The sequence below is a fragment of the Pantoea nemavictus genome (genome assembly GCF_037479095.1).
Classification (GTDB): Bacteria; Pseudomonadota; Gammaproteobacteria; order Enterobacterales; family Enterobacteriaceae; genus Pantoea; species Pantoea nemavictus.
Genome location: NZ_JBBGZW010000001.1, coordinates 1,737,113 through 1,758,095 on the forward strand (window position 1 = coordinate 1,737,113; position 20,983 = coordinate 1,758,095).

At 55.4% G+C, this 20,983-nt stretch carries 21 protein-coding genes; 9 read left to right on the top strand and 12 right to left on the bottom strand.

All coding sequences use genetic code 11. From position 1 onward, the window contains the following. The first annotated feature begins 53 nt into the window (after window positions 1-53). Window positions 54-923 carry a phosphoribulokinase gene (locus WH298_RS07970; RefSeq protein ID WP_008101816.1) on the top strand — a complete coding sequence of 290 codons (870 nt, stop codon included), beginning with the start codon at window positions 54-56 and terminating at the stop codon, window positions 921-923. Between the two features lie 97 nt (window positions 924-1,020). Here WH298_RS07970 and WH298_RS07975 read toward each other — a convergent pair whose 3' ends face one another. After that, complete coding sequence (locus WH298_RS07975) at window positions 1,021-1,425, bottom strand: OsmC family protein (protein WP_049851954.1); 405 nt, start codon at window positions 1,423-1,425, stop codon at window positions 1,021-1,023. A gap of 304 nt (window positions 1,426-1,729) precedes the next feature. Here WH298_RS07975 and crp point away from each other — a divergent pair, with 304 nt between their 5' ends. Both crp and WH298_RS07985 read left to right on the top strand, forming a co-directional pair. Further along, the gene (gene crp / locus WH298_RS07980) at window positions 1,730-2,362 is read left to right on the top strand and encodes a cAMP-activated global transcriptional regulator CRP (protein ID WP_003852956.1); all 633 of its coding nucleotides are present in this window, start codon (window positions 1,730-1,732) and stop codon (window positions 2,360-2,362) included. Between the two features lie 58 nt (window positions 2,363-2,420). Beyond that, complete coding sequence (locus WH298_RS07985) at window positions 2,421-4,499, top strand: YccS/YhfK family putative transporter (protein WP_180822607.1); 2,079 nt, start codon at window positions 2,421-2,423, stop codon at window positions 4,497-4,499. Here WH298_RS07985 and argD read toward each other — a convergent pair. From argD to ppiA, 5 genes are all read right to left on the bottom strand, one after another. Beyond that, a complete protein-coding gene (argD, locus tag WH298_RS07990; RefSeq protein ID WP_180822608.1) occupies window positions 4,496-5,716 on the bottom strand; it encodes a bifunctional acetylornithine/succinyldiaminopimelate transaminase in 1,221 nt (406 codons plus the stop codon). The two genes, WH298_RS07985 and argD, sit on opposite strands and share 4 nt — an antisense overlap. Window positions 5,717-5,803: 87 nt before the next feature. After that, the gene (locus WH298_RS07995) at window positions 5,804-6,379 is read right to left on the bottom strand and encodes an aminodeoxychorismate synthase component II (protein WP_049851951.1); all 576 of its coding nucleotides are present in this window, start codon (window positions 6,377-6,379) and stop codon (window positions 5,804-5,806) included. 41 nt (window positions 6,380-6,420) lie between these two features. Further along, window positions 6,421-7,014, bottom strand: coding sequence for a putative adenosine monophosphate-protein transferase Fic (locus WH298_RS08000; protein WP_180822609.1), 594 nt, complete (start codon window positions 7,012-7,014; stop codon window positions 6,421-6,423). Next, window positions 7,004-7,174 carry a YhfG family protein gene (locus WH298_RS08005; RefSeq protein WP_007892241.1) on the bottom strand — a complete coding sequence of 57 codons (171 nt, stop codon included), beginning with the start codon at window positions 7,172-7,174 and terminating at the stop codon, window positions 7,004-7,006. The genes WH298_RS08000 and WH298_RS08005 overlap by 11 nt, the downstream gene beginning before the upstream one ends. A 98-nt stretch (window positions 7,175-7,272) precedes the next feature. Beyond that, on the bottom strand, window positions 7,273-7,845 hold the full coding sequence (gene ppiA, locus WH298_RS08010) for a peptidylprolyl isomerase A (RefSeq protein ID WP_007892242.1): 573 nt from the start codon (window positions 7,843-7,845) through the stop codon (window positions 7,273-7,275). A 263-nt stretch (window positions 7,846-8,108) separates the two neighbouring features. Between ppiA and tsgA the strand changes: the two genes are divergently transcribed. Beyond that, on the top strand, window positions 8,109-9,287 hold the full coding sequence (gene tsgA / locus WH298_RS08015; protein WP_007892246.1) for an MFS transporter TsgA: 1,179 nt from the start codon (window positions 8,109-8,111) through the stop codon (window positions 9,285-9,287). Between the two features lie 33 nt (window positions 9,288-9,320). Here tsgA and WH298_RS08020 read toward each other — a convergent pair whose 3' ends face one another. After that, window positions 9,321-10,604, bottom strand: a complete 1,284-nt coding sequence (locus WH298_RS08020) for a cytosine deaminase (RefSeq protein WP_180822610.1) — start codon at window positions 10,602-10,604, stop codon at window positions 9,321-9,323. Between the two features lie 287 nt (window positions 10,605-10,891). On the opposite strand from WH298_RS08020, the gene nirB reads away from it, so the two are divergent. The 5 genes from nirB to WH298_RS08045 all read left to right on the top strand — a co-directional run bounded on the left by nirB (window position 10,892) and on the right by WH298_RS08045 (window position 16,520). Continuing rightward, window positions 10,892-13,432, top strand: a complete 2,541-nt coding sequence (gene nirB, locus WH298_RS08025; RefSeq protein WP_180822611.1) for a nitrite reductase large subunit NirB — start codon at window positions 10,892-10,894, stop codon at window positions 13,430-13,432. Then, window positions 13,429-13,755 (top strand): nitrite reductase small subunit NirD, encoded by a 327-nt coding sequence (gene nirD, locus WH298_RS08030; RefSeq protein ID WP_007892253.1) that lies wholly within the window; start codon window positions 13,429-13,431, stop codon window positions 13,753-13,755. The genes nirB and nirD overlap by 4 nt, the downstream gene beginning before the upstream one ends. A gap of 30 nt (window positions 13,756-13,785) precedes the next feature. Then, entirely contained in the window at window positions 13,786-14,589 is an 804-nt protein-coding gene (nirC, locus tag WH298_RS08035) for a nitrite transporter NirC (protein WP_007892254.1), read from the top strand. A gap of 44 nt (window positions 14,590-14,633) precedes the next feature. After that, window positions 14,634-15,998 carry a siroheme synthase CysG gene (gene cysG, locus WH298_RS08040; RefSeq protein WP_049851945.1) on the top strand — a complete coding sequence of 455 codons (1,365 nt, stop codon included), beginning with the start codon at window positions 14,634-14,636 and terminating at the stop codon, window positions 15,996-15,998. Window positions 15,999-16,073: 75 nt separating this feature from the next. After that, the gene (locus WH298_RS08045) at window positions 16,074-16,520 is read left to right on the top strand and encodes a hypothetical protein (protein WP_007892259.1); all 447 of its coding nucleotides are present in this window, start codon (window positions 16,074-16,076) and stop codon (window positions 16,518-16,520) included. Window positions 16,521-16,569: 49 nt separating this feature from the next. Here the strand turns inward: WH298_RS08045 and trpS are convergent, their stop codons facing one another. From trpS to WH298_RS08070, 5 genes are all read right to left on the bottom strand, one after another. Continuing rightward, the gene (gene trpS / locus WH298_RS08050; RefSeq protein WP_007892261.1) at window positions 16,570-17,574 is read right to left on the bottom strand and encodes a tryptophan--tRNA ligase; all 1,005 of its coding nucleotides are present in this window, start codon (window positions 17,572-17,574) and stop codon (window positions 16,570-16,572) included. A 15-nt stretch (window positions 17,575-17,589) separates the two neighbouring features. Beyond that, complete coding sequence (locus tag WH298_RS08055; protein WP_007892264.1) at window positions 17,590-18,267, bottom strand: phosphoglycolate phosphatase; 678 nt, start codon at window positions 18,265-18,267, stop codon at window positions 17,590-17,592. Further along, complete coding sequence (rpe, locus tag WH298_RS08060) at window positions 18,251-18,934, bottom strand: ribulose-phosphate 3-epimerase (RefSeq protein WP_007892266.1); 684 nt, start codon at window positions 18,932-18,934, stop codon at window positions 18,251-18,253. Before rpe ends, WH298_RS08055 begins: the two co-directional genes overlap by 17 nt. 65 nt (window positions 18,935-18,999) lie before the next feature. Beyond that, a complete protein-coding gene (dam, locus tag WH298_RS08065; protein ID WP_007892268.1) occupies window positions 19,000-19,812 on the bottom strand; it encodes an adenine-specific DNA-methyltransferase in 813 nt (270 codons plus the stop codon). A gap of 96 nt (window positions 19,813-19,908) precedes the next feature. After that, window positions 19,909-20,949 carry an SPOR domain-containing protein gene (locus WH298_RS08070; protein WP_049851941.1) on the bottom strand — a complete coding sequence of 347 codons (1,041 nt, stop codon included), beginning with the start codon at window positions 20,947-20,949 and terminating at the stop codon, window positions 19,909-19,911. Window positions 20,950-20,983 lie beyond the last annotated feature (34 nt).

The window sequence follows — 20,983 nt, forward strand, 5'->3', positions numbered from 1 at the left end:
AGCGCAATTCGTGGTAACAATGCTCATCGCCGGACCTCACAGGGAGCTCTGTTATGTCAGCCAGGCATCCAATTATTGCCGTCACCGGTTCCAGCGGTGCCGGAACCACCACCACCAGCCTCGCCTTCCGCAAGATTTTCCAGCAGCTTAATCTGCATGCGGCGGAATTAGAGGGCGACAGTTTCCATCGCTTCACGCGTCCGGAAATGGACATGGCGATCCGCAAAGCGCGCGATCTCGGCCGCCACATCAGCTATTTCGGCCCGGAAGCCAACGACTTTGGCTTACTGGAGCAAACGTTCAAGCATTATGGCCAAACCGGCCTGGGCGAATCGCGGAAATATCTGCACACCTACGATGAAGCCGTGCCGTGGAATCAGGTGCCCGGCACCTTCACGCCGTGGCAACCGCTGCCGGAAAACACCGATGTGCTGTTCTATGAAGGCTTACACGGCGGCGTGGTCACACAGCAGCAGAATGTGGCGGAGCATGTTGATCTGCTGGTGGGCGTGGTGCCGATTGTTAACCTTGAGTGGATTCAGAAGCTGGTGCGCGACACCGGCGAGCGCGGCCATTCACGTGAGGCGGTGATGGATTCGGTGGTGCGTTCGATGGAGGATTACATCAACTTCATCACGCCACAGTTTTCACGCACGCACATCAACTTTCAGCGCGTGCCAACCGTTGACACCTCAAACCCGTTTGCCGCACGTGAAATTCCATCACTCGATGAAAGCTTCGTAGTGATTCACTTCCGCGGGCTGGAAGGTATCGCCTTCCCCTATTTGCTGGCGATGATTCAGGGATCGTTTATTTCCCACATTAATACGCTGGTGGTGCCGGGCGGCAAAATGGGATTGGCGATGGAACTGATAATGCTACCGCTGGTTCAGCGACTAATTGAAGGAAAACGGATTGAGTGAGGGTTACTCGCCGGTATGGAACCGGTCGCCATGAATGGCGACTCTACAAAAAACGCGATGATTTCGTAGGGTGCGCATTGATGCGCACCTGGAAGCATTAAAGCTCGATCACTTCATAGCTGTGGGTGATTTCCACGCCCTTGCCCAGCATAATCGCCACAGAACAGTATTTTTCCGCAGAGAGATCAACCGCGCGCGCTACGGCTTTATCGCTCAACGCTTTGCCGCTGACGATAAAATGCAGGTTGATATGGGTAAAAATGCGTGGAGCTTCTTCGCGGCGTTCTGACGTCAGTTTGACTTCGCAATCGGCGACATCGCTGCGCCCTTTTTGCAGAATCGACACCACATCAATGGCGCTACAACCACCGGCGGCCATGAGCACCATCTCCATAGGACTTGGCGCTTTATCACCGGAATTACCGTCCATTAATACCTGATGACCGGATGAGGATTCTCCGAGAAAGGTAAGACCTTCCACCCATTTCACTCGTGCCTGCATGATTCTTTCTCCTGAAGCGGCGGTTTTGCCGCCAGATTACGCTTTCACCTGATAAACAGCAATCCAGACTATTCCCCCGTTTGCTGAAGCGAGACAACACAAGACAGCTCGCAAAAGCTGTGCTACAAACAGTGCTGAAAATATTTTCGTCGTTACAGACGAAGGCGGGAAGAATCAAAAGCGTAGCTTAAGAATGACCCGGAATAATTTTTCCATTACTGGAAACGCTCGACGATTAAACCGCCTGACAGGGAAAAAATGCCCCCTGTATTTTGGGCACGATTACAACAGAGGATAATAGCGAATGGTTCTCGGCAAACCGCAAACAGACCCTACACTCGAATGGTTCCTGTCCCATTGCCATATTCACAAATATCCATCCAAAAGCACGCTCATCCATCAGGGTGAGAAAGCGGAAACGCTGTACTACATCGTTAAAGGTTCCGTAGCGGTACTGATTAAAGATGAAGAAGGCAAAGAGATGATTCTCTCCTACCTCAATCAGGGAGATTTCATCGGCGAACTCGGTCTTTTCGAAGAAGGCCAGGAACGTAGTGCCTGGGTGCGTGCGAAGTCTGCCTGCGAAGTGGCTGAAATTTCCTACAAAAAATTCCGTCAGCTGATTCAGGTAAACCCGGATATTTTAATGCGACTTTCGTCGCAAATGGCGCGTCGTCTGCAAGTGACATCGGAGAAAGTGGGCAACCTCGCTTTCCTTGATGTGACAGGACGTATTGCGCAAACGCTGCTTAATCTGGCTAAACAGCCAGATGCGATGACTCACCCAGACGGCATGCAAATCAAAATCACCCGTCAGGAGATTGGTCAGATCGTGGGCTGCTCACGCGAAACTGTGGGCCGTATCCTGAAAATGCTGGAAGATCAGAATCTGATCTCCGCACACGGTAAAACCATCGTCGTTTACGGCACCCGCTAATTTCTTCTCACCCACGGCGTGATGGCAACATCGCGCCGTTTCTATTTGCGATGAGCTGATGTGGCGCCGAATCATCTATCATCCTGAAGTCAACTATGCGCTGCGGCAAACGCTGGTGCTGTGCCTGCCTGTGGCTCTCGGTTGGCTGTTTGGCGATCTGCAAAAAGGTCTGCTGTTCTCGTTAGTGCCTGCCTGCTGCAATATGGCGGGTCTGGATACGCCGCATAAACGCTTCTTCAAACGCCTGATTGTCGGTGGTTCGCTGTTTGCCACCGGCAGTTTCCTGATGCAAATTTTGACCGCTTACCAGATTCCGCTGCCGCTGATCCTGCTGGCGCTGCCGCTGCTGATCGGCGTAACCGGCGAAATCGGCCCGCTGCATGCACGCCTGCTGCCCGCCACTTTAATCGCCGCCATCTTTACGCTCAGCCTGGTTAGGCGCATGCCGATATGGGTGCCGCCGCTGCTCTATATTGGCGGCACGCTGTGGTACGGCTTATTCAACTGGTTCTGGTTCTGGCTGTGGAAAGAGCAGCCGATGCGCGAATCACTCAGCCTGCTGTTCCGCGAACTGGCCGATTATTGCGATGCCAAGTACACCTTATTGACGCAGCTAACCGATCCGGAAAAAGCGCTGCCACCGCTGCTGGCACGTCAGCAAAAGGCGGTCGATCTCATTACCACCTGCTACCAGCAAATGCATATGCTGTCGGCCAGCCGCGATAACAGCCACAAGCGCCTGACGCGCGCCTTCCAGGTGGCGCTGGATTTACAGGAACACATCTCGGTCAGCCTGCATCAGCCTGAAGAGGTGCAGAAGCTGGTGGAGGAGAGTCACGCTGAAGCGGTGATCCGCTGGAACGCCAAAATTATCTCCGCACGGTTACGCGTGCTGGCCGATGCCATTCTCTATCATCAGCTGCCGGATCGCTTTCATATGGAGAAACAGCTCGGCGCGCTAGAGAAAATTGCCCGCCAGCATCCGGATAATCCGGTCGGCAATTTCTGCCTCTACCACTTCAGCCGCATCGCCCGCGTATTGCGCACGCAGAAACCGCTCTACACGCGCGACCTGATGGCCGATCGTCAACGTCGTTTGCCGCTGTTGCCAGCACTGCGCAGTTATCTGTCGTTCAAATCCACCGCCTTACGCACTGCGGCCCGCTTCGCCGTGATGCTGATGTTTGGCAGCTCGCTGGCACTGTTCTTTAATATCCCTAAACCGTACTGGATATTGATGACGATTATGTTCGTCAGCCAGAACGGCTATAGCGCCACGCGCGTGCGTATTCAGCACCGTGCGCTGGGCACCTTTGCCGGTTTATTGATTGCCGCGGCCTCGCTGCAGCTGGCGGTGCCAGAATCAATCACCTTGCTGTTTATGCTGGGCATCACGCTGGCGAGCTATCTGATCACGCGGAAATATTATGGCTGGTCGATGATTGGCTTCACCGTCACTGCGGTGTATTCGCTGCAGCTGCTGTCGCTCAACGGCGCGCAGTTCTTGTTGCCGCGCATGATGGATACCTTGATGGGCTGCCTGATTGCTTTCGCCGGCATGATTTGGCTGTGGCCGCAGTGGCAAAGCGGACTGCTGCGCAAGAATGCGCACGATGCGCTGGAAGCATATCAGGAAGCGCTGCAGCTACTGCTTGGCCCGGAGCAGTCGCCCGAGAAGCTGGCGTATCAGCGTATCAAGGTTAACCAGGCACACAACGCGCTGTTCAACTCATTGAACCAGGCGTCGAGCGAGCCGGGCTTTAACCTGAAATATCTGCAAGATATGCGCATGTGGGTGACGCACAGCCAGTTTATCGTTGAGCACATTAACGCCATGACGATTCTGGCGCGCGAGCACACCATGTTGACGGCGAAGCTGGCGGAACGTTATCTGCAATCTTGTGAAATTGCGCTGCAGCGTTGCCAGCAGCGGCTGGCGTATGACGGGCCGGGCAACGACAGCAATATTCTGGAAGCGCCGGAGAATCTTAACGAAGGGCCGGTTACGATTGTCGAACAGCATGTGAAGCGGATTTTGCAGCACCTTAACGTCATGCACACCATCTCTTCACTGGCGTGGAGCCAGCGACCGCATCATGGCCGCTGGCTCAAGGTGTTACGTCCGAAAGCAGATTAAGCGGCCAGCACCTTTTCAATCGCCGTCGCGAAACGCGTCATGCCTTCGGCAATATCGGTTGGCTCAATCACCAGCGACGGCACAAAACGAATCACATCGGTGCCGGCGGTGAGAATCATCAGCCCTTCCTCTGCAGAAGCATTGAGGATGTCGCGTGCTTTGCTGGCGAATTGCGGCTTCAGCGCGGCACCTATCAGCAGGCCTTTGCCGCGAATCTCGCTGAAAATATCGAATTTGCTGTCGATGGCTTGCAGCGCTTCAACAAATTGCTGACGGCGCGCTTCCACACCCTCCAGTACTTCCGGTGTGTTGATGATATCCAGCGCGGTTTCAGCAATCGCACAGGCCAGCGGATTGCCGCCGTAGGTGGTGCCATGTACGCCCGGCGCCATCACCGATGCAATGTCGTTGGTGGTTAACATCGCGCTCACCGGGAATCCGCCGCCCAGCGCTTTTGCGCTGGTGAGAATATCGGGCTTGATGCCGTAATGCTCGTAGCTAAACAGTTTGCCACTGCGGCCCATGCCGCTCTGCACTTCATCCAGCACCAGCAGCGCGTTATGTTCATCGCACAATGCGCGTAAACCCTGCATAAACGCCTGCGTAGCGGGCACCACGCCGCCTTCGCCCTGAATCGGCTCCACCACGATGGCGCAGGTGTGATCGTCAATCACCGCCTTTACTGCGTCGAGATCGTTGAAGGGCACATGCACGATATCCGCCGGTTTTGGCCCAAAGCCATCGGAATATTTCGGCTGCCCGCCAACCGAGACCGTGAACAGCGTGCGACCGTGGAAGGCGTTATGGAAGGCGATGATTTTGCTCTTAAACGGGCTGTGTTTTTTACAGGCGTAATAACGTGCCAGCTTGAAGGCTGCTTCGTTGGCTTCTGCGCCGGAGTTACCAAAAAACACGCGGTCGGCAAAAGTGGCAGCAATAAGTTTGCTGGCCAGACGCAGCGCCGGTTCGTTAGTGAACACATTGCTGGTATGCCACAGTGTTTCGCCCTGGGTTTTCAGCGTCTCCACCAGCGCCGGATGACAATGGCCCAATGCAGTTACCGCGATACCGCCTGAGAAATCGATATACTCTTTGCCCTGCTGATCCCACACTCGGCTGCCTTTGCCCTTAACCGGCACAAACTGCGCAGGTGCATAAACAGGCAAAATAACGTTATCGAACGTTTCCCGGGTTACCGCTAGTTTTTCCGCTGCCATTGATGACCTCATCGGGTTATATGTTGAGCTAATGTGAAAATATAATCACAAAATATGCATAAAAAATCATACGAAGGCAAACATAAGTTACGCGCTGAGGAAATTAGCCAGCAGTTGGTGGCCTTGTTCACTGAGGATGCTTTCCGGATGGAACTGCACGCCTTCCAGCGGCAAGGTGCGATGGCGGAAGCCCATAATCTCATCCGGCTCGCCGTCGCGCAGGCTCCACGCGGTGATTTCAAACTCAGCGGGCAGCGTATCACGCGCCACAATCAGCGAATGATAGCGCGTTACGGTAAGCGGGTTATTCAGGTTGCGGAACACACCTTGATTGCTGTGTTGTATGCGCGAGGTTTTACCGTGCATCACCTGCCGCGCACGTACCACCTGCGCACCGTACGCTTGGGCGATCGCCTGATGCCCAAGGCAAACGCCGAGAATCGGTACGCGCCCGGCAAAGTGGCGAATGGCGGCAAGCGAGATGCCGGATTGATCTGGCGTGCACGGGCCTGGCGAAATCACCAGATGCGTTAGCGGCAACGCTTCAATCTCTTGCAGCGTAATGGCATCGTTGCGCACCACGCGCACATCCGCGCCGAGTTCGCAGAAGTATTGGTAAAGATTCCAGGTGAAGGAGTCGTAGTTATCGATTAGCAGCAGCATAGCGCCCTCCGGCCAGTAAAAGCGGCGCTATTCTACCCATTTTAGCTGACCGGGCTCACCACTTTCGCAAACTGGGCAGTAAGCGGATCCAGATCGCCCGCGACGCCAGCCGAGATCGCGGCGCGCCACTCCTCGCGTTCGAGTGTTTCCCACGACAGCTGATAACCGGCGTGCAACGCCAGCTGCTCGAAGAAGATGCGCTGCGCGCGTCCGTTGCCAGCGCGGAATGGATGCAGGACGAAAATCTCACAGTAGTAATGAGCGATGCGCGCCCTGAACGTTTCCGCTGGCAGGTCGGCTAAACCGCGCTCCTCTTCCAGCGCCTGCATCAGCGTATTGCCCTCTTTCTCGATGTATTCGCAGTGGCAATAGGGCGTTTCATCACGCCAGATATCGATAGTGCGCAGCTCTCCCGCCCAGCTGTAGAGATCCTGAAACAGCGTGCGATGAATATGGCACAACCGCGGCAAGCCGATGCTGCGCGGCCCCAGTTCTAACGTCGCCAGACGCGCGCTGCTGAAGGCCAGTTCGGCTTTACGCAGCTGCACTTCGTCGTGAATGTCGAGGCGATTCTTCAGCACGCTGTCGTTATGCCACAGGTAGGGATCGCGCACCGCTAAGCTGTTATCCGCCATATTGTCTCCTCAGCGACGCCAGTCGTTCTTCGGCGTGTTCTGCATCGATTAAAGGTTCACTCGACGTGTAACCGGCCAGGCGACAGCTGGCTTGATAGCTCGCAGCACGGCGCTGCTGCCACAACGTGGCTTTCTGTTTCTCGGTGAGTTTGCTGGTCATAGCGCCTCCGGCAAGCAATGAGCCCTAAGTATAAGCAGCAATTTTTTGCTTTGCCGGAGATGAAATGACGCGCCAGGGGAATATGGCGCGTTACGCGATTAAGGCAGGACTTTGGCGGAGAGGATAACAATCGGTTTTGACGGCACATTTTGGTACGGGCCCACATCTTTGGTCGGCACCTGAGCTATCTTATCGACCACATCCTGGCCTTTCACAACTTTACCAAACACCGCATAACCAAAATCACGCTGACCGTGATCGAGGAACGCGTTATCTGCCACGTTGAGGAAGAATTGGCTGGTGGCGCTATCTTTATCTGCGGTACGCGCCATTGAAATGGTGCCGCGCAGATTACGCAAGCCGTTGTCGGCTTCGTTTTTGATTGGCGCAACAGTTTGCTTCTGCTGCATATCCGTCGTGAATCCGCCGCCCTGAATCATAAAGCCAGGAATAACGCGGTGGAAAATGGTGTTGTTGTAGAAACCATTGTTGACGTAATCGACGAAGTTTTTCACCGAAACCGGGGCTTTCTGGTTGTTCAGTTCGAGTTCAATATTGCCCGCAGACGTGGTGAGCAGCACATGAGTATCCCCTTTGGCTGCCAGAGCGGCAGAAGATACAGAAGAGAGCGCTAACAGGGCAACAGCCGCTGTTAAAGTACGTTTAAGCATGAAAGATTCCTTACCATGGAGAGCTAGCTCAAAAACGAGATTGATTGTAAAGAGCATGTGATCCAAGAGCCAGCGTTTTACCGATATTTACGTGGATGTTGCGATTGTCATACTTTTGCCGCCACGCAATCATTTGCGTGATTAAAATCACACTCTTAATGAAATAGTTCCCGCTTGTTTCACTCGTTGTTTATTAAGATCACAGTTGCACTTACAATTCATGACACTTTTTTGCCAATCTCGGCGCTTCACAGGTTCAGAACATGACAAACCGTAATCGGCTCGGCCTTACCTGGATTAGCTATTTCTCCTATGCGCTCACCGGCGCACTAGTGATCGTAACCGGTATGGTGCTGGACAATATCGCGCAGTACTTCCAACGCCCTATCTCAGAAATGAGCAACACCTTTACTTTCCTTAATGCGGGCATTTTGGTGTCGGTGTTTCTGAACGCCTGGCTGATGGTGATTGTGCCGCTGAAGCGTCAGTTGATTTTTGGCTTCGTGCTGATGATCCTCGCCGTCGCTGGCCTGATGACCAGCCACGATCTCACCGTCTTCTCGCTGTGCATGTTCGTGCTCGGCGTGGTCAGCGGAATTACCATGTCGATCGGCACCTTCCTGATCACCCATCTGTACGACGGTCGTCAACGCGGCGCACGTCTGCTGTTCACCGATTCATTCTTCAGCATGGCGGGCACCATTTTCCCGATTATCGCCGGTATCCTGCTGGCGCGTGCGCTGCCATGGTATTGGGTCTATGCCTGCATCGGCGTGATTTATGTCGCGATCTTTGTGCTTACGCTGTTCATTGAGTTCCCGGTATTGAAAAGCGAGGCTGCTAAGCCAGGCGTGGAGAAAGAGAAGTGGGGCATCGGCGTACTGTTCCTGTCGATTGCGGCGCTGTGCTACATCCTTGGCCAGCTCGGCTTCATCTCCTGGGTACCGGAATACGCCACCAAATCAATGGGCATGGATATTGCCGCTGCCGGTCAACTGGTAGGTAATTTCTGGACCGCGTATATGGTCGGCATGTGGGTGTTTAGCTTCGTGCTGCGCTTCTTCGATCTGCAACGCATTCTGATGGTGCTGGCAGCACTGGCAACGGGTTTGATGTATTGGTTCGTCACGTCCAAAGATGCTGGCATGCTGCACTGGATCATCATGACGCTGGGCTTCAGCTCTAGCGCCATTTACACCACCATCATCACGCTGGGCTCGCTGCAAACCAAGGTCTCTTCCCCGAAGCTGGTGAACTTCATCCTGACCTGCGGCACCGTCGGCACCATGCTGACGTTCGTGGTGACCGGCCCAATCGTGGCAACCGGTGGCGCACATGCGGCGCTCTCTACCGCCAACGGTTTGTACGCCGTGGTGTTTGTAATGTGTGTTCTGCTGGGCTTTGTCACCAAACATCGCCAGCATGGCCACGTTACTCACTAAGTTTGACGGGCGGACTTCGGTCCGCCCTGCTCTTCACCGCTTAAACGTTACCGCTTCTTTTTCCGCTAAATAGATTTCACTGCTGGCTGGCTGCGTCGCTGCCACTAATACCCCTTTGCGCAGCGAATAACGCACCGGCACCTGACGCCGCACGGCATCAAATCCGCTCTCCGCCGGCAGAATAATCAAACTGGCCTCGTGGCCCGGCTGAATACCGTAATTCGCCAGCTGCAGGGTTTTGGCGCTGTTCGCTGTAATCAGCTGTAATCCGTTATCGATCTGCTCGTAGCCCATCAACTGACAGACGTGCAGTCCCATATGCAACACCTGCAGCATGCTGGCGGTGCCAAGCGGATACCAGGGATCGAACACGTCATCGTGCCCGAAACAGACGTTGATATTGGCCTCCAGCAGCTCTTTCACCCGCGTGATGCCGCGACGTTTGGGATAGCTATCAAAGCGCCCTTGCAGATGGATATTCACCAGCGGATTGGCGACGAAATTGATATTGGAAAGCTTGAGCAGGCGAAACAGCCGCGACGTGTAAGCATTGTTGTATGAGTGCATCGCCGTGGTGTGGCTGGCGGTGACGCGTTCGCCGTTGCCATCGCGATGCGCCAGCGCCGCCACCGTTTCGACAAAGCGCGACTGCTCATCATCAATCTCATCACAATGCACATCCACCAGCCGATCGTAGCGATTGGCCAGCGCAAACGTCTTATGCAGCGACTCGACGCCATATTCGCGGGTAAATTCGTAATGCGGAATCGCGCCAACCACATCCGCGCCCATGCGCAGCGCCTCTTCCAGCAAGGCTTCACCGTTGGGATAAGAGAGAATGCCCTCCTGCGGAAATGCCACAATCTGGATATCGATCCACGGTGCCATTTCCGCTTTCACTTCCAGCATCGCTTTTAACGCGGTAAGCGTGGGATCGGAGACATCAACATGTGTGCGCACGTGCTGAATACCGTTGGCGATTTGCCACTTCAGCGTTTGCTGCGCGCGCTGTTTAACATCCTCATGGCTGAGCAACGCTTTACGCTCCGCCCAGCGTTCAATGCCTTCAAACAGCGTGCCGGATTGGTTCCATGCAGGCTCACCGGCGGTTTGCGTGGTGTCGAGGTGTATGTGCGGCTCGATAAACGGTGCGCTCGCCAGTCCTCCCTCAGCATCCAACGCGTCAGCCTGTACAGCCGTTTGTGGCGGCTGCGGGCGAAGGTGCGCAATTTTGCCGTTGTCGATTTCGATTTGCCACAAGCCTTGCTGACCCGCTAAGCGCAGGTTGTTAATCCACTTCAGTGACGGGTTTGCCATGCCGTTCTCCGCTAAAACACAAAATCTTAAGCTAGCATGAAAACCAATGTCACCGCGGGCACATTCCGTAGCGGCGCGATTTATTGCGCGATAAATCGCGCCGCTACGGAATGTGCGGCGAAGAAAATGATTGGGTAATTATCAACCAAATAAGCCACTTAACTTATTTGTTCAAAATCAGTTACATACCTCTAAATAGGTATATAAGAGCGCGCTTGATGTATATCAATAAGCGCCTAAAGCGGCGCGTTAAGGTAGCCGCAGATACCGCAATTTTTGAGGCAAGCATGAGCAAGCACAGTGTCGTTATTATTGGCAACGGCATGGTCGGCCACCGCTTTATAGAAGAACTTATCGACAAAGATGTTTCGAATCAGTTTTCGATAACCGTTTTCTGTGAAGAACCCCGGGTCGCCTATGATCGCGTCCACCTTTCCGCCTATTTCTCCCATCACACCGCTGAAGAACTTTCACTGGTTCGCGAAGGTTATTACCAGAAGCATCAGGTGAATGTATTGCTTGGCGAACGCGCCATCACCATTAACCGCGACGAAAAACTGATTCACTCTAATACCGGTCGCGCGGTGCATTATGACACGCTGATTTTCGCCACCGGATCCTACCCATGGATTCCCCCCATCAAAGGTGCGGAAGGCAGCGATTGCTTTGTCTATCGCACCATTGAAGATCTGAACGCCATTGAAGCCTGTTCCCGTCGCAGCAAACGCGGCGCGGTGATTGGCGGCGGCTTGCTGGGGCTCGAAGCTGCAGGCGCGCTGAAAAACCTCGGCATTGAAACCCACGTGATTGAGTTCGCACCCGTGCTGATGGCGGAGCAGCTCGATCCGCAAGGCGGCGAGCAGCTGCGACGCAAAATCGAGCAGATGGGCGTACGCGTCCACACCGGCAAAAACACCCAGCAAATCGTCCATCATGCCAAAGGCGGTAAAACGCTAGAGTTTGCCGACGGCAGCGCGCTGGATGTTGATTTCATCGTCTTCTCTACCGGCATTCGTCCACAGGACAAACTGGCTAAGCAGTGCGGTCTGACGCTAGGTCAGCGCGGCGGCATCGACATTAACGATCATTGCCAAACCAGCGATGCGGCCATCTACGCTATCGGCGAATGCGCCGCCTGGCAGAACCGTATTTATGGCTTAGTTGCGCCGGGCTATAAAATGGCACAGGTCGCCAGCGATAGGCTGATGGGCCGCAATAATGCCTTTGCCGGTGCAGACATGAGCGCCAAGCTGAAACTGCTGGGCGTGGATGTCGGGGGCATTGGTGATGCGCATGGCCGCACGCCGGGCGCGCGCAGCTACCTGTGGCTCGACGAACAGAAAAATATCTATAAGCGGCTGATTGTCAGCGAAGATAACCGCACATTGCTGGGCGCGGTGCTGGTGGGTGACACCAGCGATTACGGCAATCTGCTGCAGCTGGCGCTGAATAACATCACGTTACCCGAAAATCCCGAATTGCTGATCCTGCCTGCAGGCAGCGGCGAGAAACCGGCAATGGGCGTTGATTCGCTGCCGGATAGCGCACAGATCTGCTCCTGCTTCGACGTGAGTAAAGGCGATATCGTCAAGGCCGTGCAGGGCGGTTGCCACACCGTAGCGGCGCTGAAAGCCGAAACCCGCGCCGGAACCGGTTGCGGCGGCTGCATTCCCTTGATTACGCAGGTACTGAACGGTGAACTGAGCCGTCAGGGCATCGAAATCAACAATCATCTGTGTGAGCACTTCCCTTACTCGCGTCAGGAGCTGTATCACCTGATTCGCGTAGAAGAGATCAAATCGTTTGACGCGCTGCTGGCCAAATATGGTCAGGGCTACGGCTGCGAAGTGTGTAAGCCCACCGTGGGTTCGCTGCTGGCCTCGTGCTGGAACGAGTACGTACTGAAGCCACAGCTGGCACCGCTGCAGGACAGCAACGATCTGTTCCTCGGCAATATTCAGAAAGATGGCACTTACTCGGTGATCCCGCGCTCAGCCGGAGGTGAAATTACCCCGGAAGGGTTGATGGCGATTGGCGCCGTGGCGCGCCAGTACAATCTTTACACCAAAATCACCGGCTCGCAGCGTATTGGCCTGTTTGGCGCGCAGCGTGACGATCTGCCTGCCATCTGGACACTGCTGATTGAGGCCGGTTTTGAAACCGGACAGGCGTATGCCAAAGCGCTGCGCATGGCGAAAACCTGCGTCGGCAGCGTCTGGTGCCGCTTTGGCGTTGGCGACAGCCTTGGCTTCGGCATCGAGCTGGAGAATCGCTACAAAGGCATTCGTACCCCGCACAAGATGAAGTTTGGCGTCTCCGGCTGCACCCGTGAATGCGCGGAAGCTCAGGGCAAAGACGTAGGCATTATCGCCACCGAAAAAGGCTGGAACCTGTATGTGTGCGGCAATGGCGGCATGAAACCTCGTCACGCCGATCTGCTGGCTGCCGATCTCGATCGCGACACGCTGCTGCACTATCTGGATCGCTTCATGATGTTCTACATCCGCACCGGCGACCGCCTGCAGCGAACTTCGCTATGGCTGGAAAGCATGGATGGCGGTATCGACTATCTGCGCAGCGTCATTGTTGACGACAAGCTTGGCCTCAATGCGCAGCTTGAAAGCGAGCTGACTCGCCTGCGCGGCGAAGTTGAGTGCGAATGGACCGCGACGGTGCAACATCCGCAGCAGCACAATCACTTCAACACCTTTATCAACAGCGATCAGCGCGATCCGCTGGTGCAGCATATTAACCAACGCGATCAGCATCGCCCGGCGCGTCCCGACGAGCGCATTGCGATCACCCTGATTGAGGAGATCGACGCATGAGCCAGTGGCATCCGGTGTGTGAACTCAACCAAATTCTCCCGGCGACCGGCGTTTGCGCCCTCGTCAAAGGCCAGCAGATTGCCATTTTCCGACCGCGCGATGATGAGCAGCTCTACGCATTAAGCAATATTGATCCTTTCGCCCAGGCCAGCGTGTTATCACGCGGTTTGATTGCTGAGCACCAGCAAGCGCTGTGGGTGGCAAGCCCACTGAAAAAGCAGCGCTTCCGCCTGAGTGATGGCTTTTGTCTGGAAGACGAAGCGCGTTCCGTGGCGAGCTATCCGGTGCGCGTCAGCGCAGGCAAGGTTGAGATATGTGCCTGACCGCATTCCTTCACTTTATGAGACGTCACTATGTTTACTGACACCCTGAATAAATGCGCCGCCAATGCGGCGCGCATTGTGCGTACTGCACAGCACAGTCCGCTGGCTTTTTGGATCGGTTCAGCAATGGCCGGCGCCTATGTGGGCCTGGCAATTATCCTGATCTTCACGCTCGGTAATCTGGTCGATGCGGCTTATCGTCCACTGCTGATGGGAGCGACCTTTGGGATTGCGCTGACGCTGGTGATCATCGCCGGTTCCGAGCTGTTCACCGGTCATACTATGTTCCTCACCATTGGCGTGAAAGCCGGCACCATCAAACAAGGTCAGATGTGGTGCGTGTTGCCGCAAACCTGGTTAGGAAATTTGGTCGGCTCGGTGCTGGTGGCACTGATTTATTACTATGCCGCGGGTCCGCTGCTGCCAAATGCTGGCTCGCTGATCCACAGCGCAGCGCTGGCGAAAACCACGCAGCCGGCCATGGCACTGTTCTTTAAAGGCGCACTGTGTAACTGGCTGGTGTGCCTGGCGATCTGGATGGCGGTGCGTACGGAAGGGACGGCGAAGTTTATCGCCATCTGGTGGTGTTTACTGGCGTTTATCGCTTCCGGCTATGAGCACTCGATTGCCAACATGACGGTCTTTGCGCTGTCGTGGTTTGGTCAGCATAATGCAGACCTCACAATGAGCGGTATCGGCCACAATTTGCTGTGGGTGACGCTGGGCAATATGTTCTCTGGCATGGTGCTGATGGGCCTTGGCTACTGGTATGCCACGCCGCAGGCGCAACGCCCGCAGCCCGAAGCGCAAGCCGCGCCGCTCAAAGCGGTATAACACTTTTTTAGCCCGCCCCGTGCGGGCTTTTTTCAGGATGAGCTATGGACTACTTTCCGCTGTTTTGCCGCCTGCAGGGCAAACGTTGTTTATTGGTTGGCGGTGGTGATGTGGCTGAGCGCAAAGCGCGTTTGCTGCTGGATGCCGGTGCCGATCTGCACGTGGGCGCGCTGGATTTCTCCCCTGCCTTCCAGCAGTGGGCACAACAGGGAAAGTTGACTTTACTACCCGGCGCGTTTGATGAGCGCTGGCTCGACGGCTGCTGGCTGGTGATTGCCGCCACCGACGATGACGCGGTCAATCAGCAGGTTGGCGATGTGGCTGAGCAGCGTCGCATCTTCTGTAATCTGGTGGATGCACCACAGGAAGCCAGCGCCATTATGCCATCGATAATTGACCGCTCACCGCTGATGATTGCGGTGTCATCCGGCGGTCGTGCGCCGGTGCTGGCGCGTTTACTGCGGGAAAAACTCGAAGCGATGCTGCCACAGCATCTCGGTGAGCTGGCTGCACTAGCCGGTTCGTTGCGCAGCCGTGTGAAGCGCACCTTCGCCAGCATGGCGCAGCGCCGCGCGTTCTGGGAACGTTTTTTTGTCAGCGATCGCCTGGCACAAACCCTGGCAAATAATGATCGGCCGCGCGCGGAGCATATCGTCGAGACCTTATTCGATGCGCCGCTGTCGCAGCAAGGCGAAGTGGTGCTGGTGGGCGCCGGGCCGGGCGATGCCGGATTGCTGACGTTGAAAGGCCTGCAGCATATTCAGCAGGCCGATGTAGTGGTGTATGACCGCTTAGTCTCCGAGCCGATTCTCAATCTGGTGCGCCGCGATGCTGAGCGTATCTTCGTCGGCAAACAGGCGGGCCATCACTGCGTGCCGCAAGCGCAGATCAATCAGGTTTTGCTTGAGCAGGCGCAGAGCGGCAAGCGCGTGGTGCGACTGAAAGGCGGCGATCCCTTTATCTTTGGTCGCGGCGGCGAAGAGCTTGAACTGTTGGCGCAGCACCATATTCCGTTTAGCGTGGTGCCGGGCATTACTGCCGCATCGGGCTGTGCTGCCTACAGCGGCATTCCGCTTACGCATCGCGACCACGCGCAAAGCGTGCGTTTCGTGACCGGCCATTTGCAGCAGCACGGGGAAATCGAATGGCGCAAGCTGGCCGCCGAGCAGCAAACGCTGGTGTTCTATATGGGACTGGCGCAGGCGCCTGAGATCCAGCAGCAGCTGTTGCAGCACGGCATGGATGCGACCATGCCAGTCGCGATTGTGCAGAATGGCACCACGCCGCAGCAGCGGGTCGAAACCGCAACCCTGGCTGAGCTGGCGACGTTAGCGCAGCAGTTTGTCAGTCCAGCTCTGATTATTGTTGGTCGCGTTGTGGAACTGCGCTCACAGTTACGCTGGTTCTGAAGCGGCAAAAAACTGTACAGCGCTGCGCTTTGTCGCCAGACTAATAGCCATCTTTCTCATTGATAAGGAGTTTCCATGCGCGTTGCTTCACTGGTTTGCGCGTTGCTATTGCCGCTAAGCGCGGTTGCCGCTGCTGCACCCGTTACCTGGTCGAACGTCGTCGGCGAATGGCAGGTGGTGGCGGTAACACCTAAGAAGGAGATGGGTCAGATCTACATTAAGAATGACCCGCAGTTTATGGGTGCGCGCGTGGCGTTTAAGCCGAATGCGATCAACTGGACGCGCGGTACCGCCGAACGCAGCATCAATCCTTCGGTCGATAACTGCGCAACTAAACCGCGTCTCACTGCCGCCAATGGCGCGGGGCAAGATCGTGATTTCACTTTCCGCTACGGTTTCAACGTGAGCTGTGGCAATAAGTCGTGGGGACCAGCACCGGGTGCCGTGCTGAGCGTGCTGGCTGACGGCAATGCCCGTCTGTTCTGGGATGGCGCCGAACTGGCGTTACATCGCATCAAATAAAAACGGCGGGTCATGATGACCCGCCGTTCTGCTCTATGCTGCAAGCCGTTTATGGCTGTGCGACAAAACCTACCGCTTCGTACACTTTCTTTAGCGTTTCCTGCGCATGCGCTCGGGCTTTCGCTGCGCCATCGCGCATCACCTGATTGAGCAGCTCTTCATCGTTGCGGAAACGATGATAACGCTCCTGCAAATCGGTCAGCATGCCTGAAACTGCATCCGCAACCGCGCCTTTCAGATGGCCATACATTTTGCCTTCAAACTCCTGCTCCAGCTCGGCAATGGTTTTGCCTGTGACGCCAGCGAGAATGTCCAGCAGGTTAGAAACACCGGCTTTCTCTTTGATGTCGTAGCGCACCACGGGCGGCTCGGCAGAGTCAGTCACTGCGCGTTTGATCTTCTTCACCACCGCTTTGGTGTCTTCCAGCAGACCAATCACGTTGTTACGGTTGTCGTCTGACTTGGACATCTTTTTGGTTGGCTCAAGCAGCGACATCACACGCGCGCCCGATTTCGGAATGAACGGCTCAGGCACTTTGAACACGTCGCCATACAGCGCATTGAAGCGCTGTGCGATATCGCGGCTCAGTTCCAGATGCTGCTTCTGATCTTCGCCCACCGGCACCTGATTGGTTTGATACAACAGGATGTCTGCCGCCATCAGCACCGGATAATCAAACAGGCCGGCAGTGATGTTTTCCGAGTAACGCGCTGATTTATCTTTGAATTGCGTCATGCGGCTCAGCTCGCCGAAATAGGCGTAGCAGTTCAGCACCCAGCTCAGCTGCGCATGCTCTGGCACATGCGACTGAACAAAGATGGTACTTTTGGCCGGGTCGATGCCGCAGGCAAGGTACAGCGCTAAGGTATCCAGCGTGGCTTTACGCAGCGCAACCGGATCCTGACGTACGGTGATGGCGTGCAGATCGACGATGCAGTAAATGCAGTGGAAATCATCCTGCATCTGCACCCACTGACGCAGCGCACCCATATAGTTGCCAATGGTCAGTTCACCGGAAGGCTGGGCGCCGCTGAAAACGATGGGTTTGCTCATGTTATGTCCTGATAATCACAGCCCGATAGCGGGCAAAAGTTCGTCAAAAGAGTCGAGAGTTAAATCGGGTTGGCTTGTCGCAATCGGCTCGCCGTAGTTGTAGCCAAATGTCATGCCTATATTCGGCACGCCTGCTGCCTGGGCCGCGAGAATATCATTGCGCGAATCGCCGACAAACAGCAATTGTCCGGGAAGCACGCCAAAATGGCCAAGCACGAGGAAAATGGCCGCCGGGTGGGGTTTTTTCACCACCACATCATCGCCGCCGATAATCTGCGTAAAGTAATCAGCAATACCGAGTGACTTAAGCAGCGGCGCAACAAACGGCGTCGGTTTGTTGGTGACGATCGCCAGCGGCAGGCCTTGCGCCTGCAGCGCTGCCAACGTCTCTTTCACCTGCGGGAACAGCGTGCTGCCCGCTTCCACCGTTTGGGCGTAATATTTATCGAACAGTGCACGCGCATCACGTTGCTCTTCGGCATGCGGTTCGCGTCCCAGCGCCCACGTCAGCGCGCGGGTCATCATCACGTCGGCACCGTTACCAATCCAGGTGGAGGCTAATGCCAAACCCGGCGGCGGCAATTGCAGATCGGCCAGCGCATGATCGATGGCCTGCGCCAAACCCGGCGCGCTATCGACCAGCGTACCGTCAAGATCGAACGCCAGCGCGCGGATATCAGTGAAATGAGCCATTAACTTTCTCCAGTTCGCCACGCATCTCGTCGATCACTTTCTTGTAATCCGGATGACCAAAGATCGCAGAACCCGCGACAAACATGTCGGCACCGGCAGCAGCAATCTGGCCGATGTTGTCGATTTTCACGCCACCATCCACTTCCAGACGAATGTTATAGCCGCTTTGATCGATCAGGCGACGCGCTTCGCGCAGTTTGTCGAGCGTACCGGGAATGAAGGATTGACCACCAAAACCAGGGTTCACCGACATCAGCAGAATGATATCCAGCTTATCCATTACGTAGTCGAGGTAGTCGAGCGGTGTCGCAGGGTTGAATACCAGACCCGCTTTGCAACCGTGCTCTTTGATCAGCTGCAGCGTGCGATCAACATGCTCGCTGGCTTCCGGGTGAAAAGTAATAAAGGTAGCGCCCGCTTTAGCGAATTCCGGGATCAATGCATCCACTGGTTTTACCATCAGATGCACATCAATAGGTGCAGTGATGCCGTAATCGCGCAGCGCTTTCAGCACCATCGGCCCCATGGTCAGATTAGGAACGTAGTGGTTATCCATCACATCGAAATGGACCACATCACCACCTGCCGCCAGCGCTTTGGCTGTGTCTTCGCCCAGACGAGCGAAATCAGCAGCAAGAATTGAAGGGGCCAGTAAAAATTGTTTCATCCGAATCTCCCAATTTTGTGCGCCAGCCGGAGCTGGCGTAATGCGTTGGTCGCGGACGAAACAGACTAGCGGAAAAGCGCCAGCAGTTCGTCGACCTGAGTGCGACCACTTATGCTTCGGCTGATGGAACGCCGGGCTTTAACTACGTGTAAATCCGCATTCTGATACCACTCGCGCGTGAGCACCGTATCGTGGTTAGAAATCAATACCGGGATGCGATTTTGCTGCGCCAGCTTATTGGCCAGTTCTGCCAGATGCTGCTGCTCGCGCAGGCTAAAACTGTTGGTGTGATACGCGGTAAAATTCGCCGTTGCCGAGAGCGGCGCATACGGCGGATCGCAATAAACCACTGAGCCTTCAGCGGCGTTGTTCAGAGTAACATCGTAAGATTCACAGACAAAGGTCGCTTTTTGCGCCCGTTCGGCAAACCACAGCAGCTCCGCTTCCGGGAAATAGGGCTTACGATAGCGACCAAAAGGGACGTTAAACTCCCCGCGCAGATTGTAGCGGCACAGCCCGTTATAACCATGGCGATTGAGATACAGGAACAGCACCGCGCGCTGATATTCATCTTTGCTGGCATTGAATGCGATACGCTGCGCGTAGTAGGTTTCCGCCGTGTTACCTTCGGCGTTGAAAAGCTGGCGCGCGTCTTCAATGAACGCTGCAGTACGCGTTTTGACGATGTTGTAGAGATTGATGAGATCACCGTTGATGTCCGCCAGGTGATAGCGGTCATAATCGGTATTGAGGAATACTGAACCGGCGCCGACAAAGGGTTCGATTAGACAATCACCTTGTGGCAAATGACGACGGATGTCATCAAGGAGCGGGTATTTCCCTCCGGCCCATTTCAGGAAAGCGCGATTTTTTTTCATGCTGTCGTGGTTATTACATCTTAATTATTGGCTGTGGTGAAACCGACAGCAGCTCTGCGCTTTAAACGGGGCCACATCTGCGCAGCCCCACATCAATTACTGACTTTCTTTCTTCACCTGACTGAGCGGTTTCACCCATGGATTCGCCGCACGCACTTCTGCTGGCAGCGATGCCACCGCGCGTTTCGCATCGGCTGGCGTGGCGTAAGCACCACTCACCAACACATACCATGGCTGGCCGTTGCGCGTGGTTTTATACACGTGATAACCGCTCAGGTTCTGTTTTCTCGCCCAGGCGTTCAGGCTCTCTTCTTTCGACGCACCGCTCAACTGCAGCGTGTAGTTGCCGCCCGATGGCAACGATTTGCTGGCGCTGCTGCTCGCAGGCGCCGCATTACGCGCTGGCGTAGTGTGCGTGTTGTTCTCTTTCACCGGCGTCGATTTAGTCGCTGCCGGAGCTTTGTGCGTGGTGGTGCTGGCAGCGTGCGTCTCGCGTGCACCGTTGCTGGCATTACGCGGTGGGGTTTCCGCACGCATCGCTGGCGGCGTCATCGCCTTACCGTTGCCACTGACCGTTGCCGGTGCGGTTGGCAGCGAACTGTTACCCTGTGCGCCTTGTGCCGCAGCATCCACAGAACCCTGCTGATTGTTCAGCGCGGTGTTGAGATCGCCCGGCAGCGTGACACGCTGTTGGTTCGCTGGAGTATCAACGGTTTCGGCCTGAGTGGGCGTTGAGGATACCGGTGGCATCGAGATGGACTGGGCGTCGTTGCCCGCAGGTGCAGCCGCTCCCGCTGTAGTTTGCGCAGCGCCGCCATCAGCAGAAGGTGTGGCATTTTGCTGGCCGCTCATGGACGTCGAACCTGAAAGGTCGATGTTCTTTTCGCTGCCACCGGCTGAAGGTGCCGCGCCATTATTTGCGGTATTAGTTGCTGGTTTCTTCTCATCTGGACCGGTTAACGCCGAACCAATTCCCAGCACCACCAACAGCAGAACTAAAATACCAATACCCATCATCATATGCTGACGAGAAACCGGTACTTTCACTTTCGGCGCAGAAGACGATTTGCGTGACCGCGTCGGACGGCGGTCACTGGCGTCAGGTTTTAACTCGTCTTCCGGTTTGAACTCATCCATTTAGCCTCCTCCGTAAAACGACGCGCTTCCCACA

Coding starts and splice junctions, on each gene's coding strand:
- WH298_RS07970 (WP_008101816.1), top strand. CDS start 54: ATGTCAGCCAGGCATCCAATTATTGCCGTCACCGGTTCCAGCGGTGCC.
- WH298_RS07975 (WP_049851954.1), bottom strand. CDS start 1,425: ATGCAGGCACGAGTGAAATGGGTGGAAGGTCTTACCTTTCTCGGAGAA.
- crp (WP_003852956.1), top strand. CDS start 1,730: ATGGTTCTCGGCAAACCGCAAACAGACCCTACACTCGAATGGTTCCTG.
- WH298_RS07985 (WP_180822607.1), top strand. CDS start 2,421: ATGTGGCGCCGAATCATCTATCATCCTGAAGTCAACTATGCGCTGCGG.
- argD (WP_180822608.1), bottom strand. CDS start 5,716: ATGGCAGCGGAAAAACTAGCGGTAACCCGGGAAACGTTCGATAACGTT.
- WH298_RS07995 (WP_049851951.1), bottom strand. CDS start 6,379: ATGCTGCTGCTAATCGATAACTACGACTCCTTCACCTGGAATCTTTAC.
- WH298_RS08000 (WP_180822609.1), bottom strand. CDS start 7,014: ATGGCGGATAACAGCTTAGCGGTGCGCGATCCCTACCTGTGGCATAAC.
- WH298_RS08005 (WP_007892241.1), bottom strand. CDS start 7,174: ATGACCAGCAAACTCACCGAGAAACAGAAAGCCACGTTGTGGCAGCAG.
- ppiA (WP_007892242.1), bottom strand. CDS start 7,845: ATGCTTAAACGTACTTTAACAGCGGCTGTTGCCCTGTTAGCGCTCTCT.
- tsgA (WP_007892246.1), top strand. CDS start 8,109: ATGACAAACCGTAATCGGCTCGGCCTTACCTGGATTAGCTATTTCTCC.
- WH298_RS08020 (WP_180822610.1), bottom strand. CDS start 10,604: ATGGCAAACCCGTCACTGAAGTGGATTAACAACCTGCGCTTAGCGGGT.
- nirB (WP_180822611.1), top strand. CDS start 10,892: ATGAGCAAGCACAGTGTCGTTATTATTGGCAACGGCATGGTCGGCCAC.
- nirD (WP_007892253.1), top strand. CDS start 13,429: ATGAGCCAGTGGCATCCGGTGTGTGAACTCAACCAAATTCTCCCGGCG.
- nirC (WP_007892254.1), top strand. CDS start 13,786: ATGTTTACTGACACCCTGAATAAATGCGCCGCCAATGCGGCGCGCATT.
- cysG (WP_049851945.1), top strand. CDS start 14,634: ATGGACTACTTTCCGCTGTTTTGCCGCCTGCAGGGCAAACGTTGTTTA.
- WH298_RS08045 (WP_007892259.1), top strand. CDS start 16,074: ATGCGCGTTGCTTCACTGGTTTGCGCGTTGCTATTGCCGCTAAGCGCG.
- trpS (WP_007892261.1), bottom strand. CDS start 17,574: ATGAGCAAACCCATCGTTTTCAGCGGCGCCCAGCCTTCCGGTGAACTG.
- WH298_RS08055 (WP_007892264.1), bottom strand. CDS start 18,267: ATGGCTCATTTCACTGATATCCGCGCGCTGGCGTTCGATCTTGACGGT.
- rpe (WP_007892266.1), bottom strand. CDS start 18,934: ATGAAACAATTTTTACTGGCCCCTTCAATTCTTGCTGCTGATTTCGCT.
- dam (WP_007892268.1), bottom strand. CDS start 19,812: ATGAAAAAAAATCGCGCTTTCCTGAAATGGGCCGGAGGGAAATACCCG.
- WH298_RS08070 (WP_049851941.1), bottom strand. CDS start 20,949: ATGGATGAGTTCAAACCGGAAGACGAGTTAAAACCTGACGCCAGTGAC.